Source organism: Streptomyces coryli, assembly GCF_011044975.1.
Classification (GTDB): Bacteria; Actinomycetota; Actinomycetes; order Streptomycetales; family Streptomycetaceae; genus Streptomyces; species Streptomyces coryli.
Genome location: NZ_JAAKZV010000526.1, coordinates 1 through 1,464 on the forward strand (window position 1 = coordinate 1; position 1,464 = coordinate 1,464).

At 68.0% G+C, this 1,464-nt stretch carries 1 protein-coding gene and 1 rRNA gene; both read left to right on the forward strand.

Annotated features, from left to right (window positions below; translation table 11 throughout):
- A 5S ribosomal RNA gene (gene rrf, locus G5C51_RS41940) occupies nucleotides 1-76 on the forward strand; the annotation flags it as partial.
- Nucleotides 77-279: 203 nt separating this feature from the next.
- The coding region (locus G5C51_RS41945; protein WP_165246177.1) for an AMP-binding protein at nucleotides 280-1,464 on the forward strand (1,185 nt) is incomplete at its 3' end.

The window sequence follows — 1,464 nt, forward strand, 5'->3', positions numbered from 1 at the left end:
GAACCCGGAAGCTAAGCCTTTCCGCGCCGATGGTACTGCACAGGGGACTGTGTGGGAGAGTAGGTCGCCGCCGAACAAACTTTACGAAGAAGGCCCCCGCCGTCATGGCGGGGGCCTTCTTTGCGTTGTGGGTACGGGCCGGCCGCGCACTCCCCCCGCGTGCACCGTTCGACTCCTGCGCCCCACGTGTGGGGGATGTTCTGTGCCTCGCCTTTGACGTCATCCTGATCAAGTCCGAGCAGCAGGGACGTTTCAGCACACGTCGTAGAGGGGCTGGCAATGGCTGTTTCCGCGTTTGAAGCCCCGTCGCTTGCGCATGCGTTGCAGGAGTTGCCCGGCTCCTCCGCGTGGGTTTTCCCCGAGCAGCGCGATGAGCTCGGGCCGGTGGAACTGCGGGAGTTGGGGTGGCGGGTGGCTGCCGGATTGCGGCGGGCCGGTGTCGCTCCCGGCGATGTGGTCGGGCTGCTCGTGGGCACGGGGCGCGGGGTGCCCGCGGGGTTGTTCGGGAGCTGGTGTGCGGGCGCGGCGGTGAGTGTGCTTCCGCTGCGGGTGTTTCTCGATGACGGCACCCAGGCCCAACTGCTGCGGCGGTTTCTGGATGTGGCCGGCATGCGGCATGTGATTGTCGACGGCTCGACGGTTTCCCTCGGGGTGCATCTGCGCGGGCAGGTCCCGGGTTTGGTGGTTCATAGCGTCAATGAGCTGGTCAGTATGGGGAGTCGGCAGGCGTTGCGGCCGCCGCCGGAGGAGTGGCTGCCGGGGCCCGATGACCTTGCGGTGGTGCAGTTCACCTCGGGCAGTACGTCCGAGCCCAAGGGGGTCATGCTGACCCATCGGGCGTTTATGGCGGGGCTGTTGGCCGTTCAGGTCTCGGCCGGGTGCACTGCTGAGGACGTGTTCGTGCAGTGGGTGCCGCACTTTCACGACATGGGGCTGGTGTCGCCGCTGACGCTGCTGCTGCTCGGGTGTCGGGTGCATCAGTTCAGTCCGGCGGGGTTCATCAAGCGGCCGGACTGGTTCATGTCGTGCTTCGCCGACTGTGGCGGGACCATGCTGACCGGGCCCAACTTCGCGTATGACCTGGTCCTTGAGGCGCTTCGGGGCCGGTCCCAGTATCCGCAGCTCGGGGCCTGGCGGCTTGCCTTCAACGGGGCCGAGAAGGTGCGGGCCGGCACCGTGCGGCGGTTCGGAGCCGAGCTGGGGGCGGCGGCCGGGGTGGGTGGGCAGGTGATGTATCCGGTGTACGGGCTGGCCGAGGCCACGCTTGCCGCTGCCTTTCCCGAGCCGGGCAGTGATGTCCGTATCGAATGCTTCGATCGATTCCGGCTGGCTGATGAGCGCGTGGCGCGGGTCGTCGCGGCTGATGACGAGGCGGCTATGGAGCTGGTCTCCGTGGGGCGGGCCGTGCATGGGATCGAGATGCGGGTCGTGGACGGGGACCGGCGGTTGTGCGGGGACGGGGAG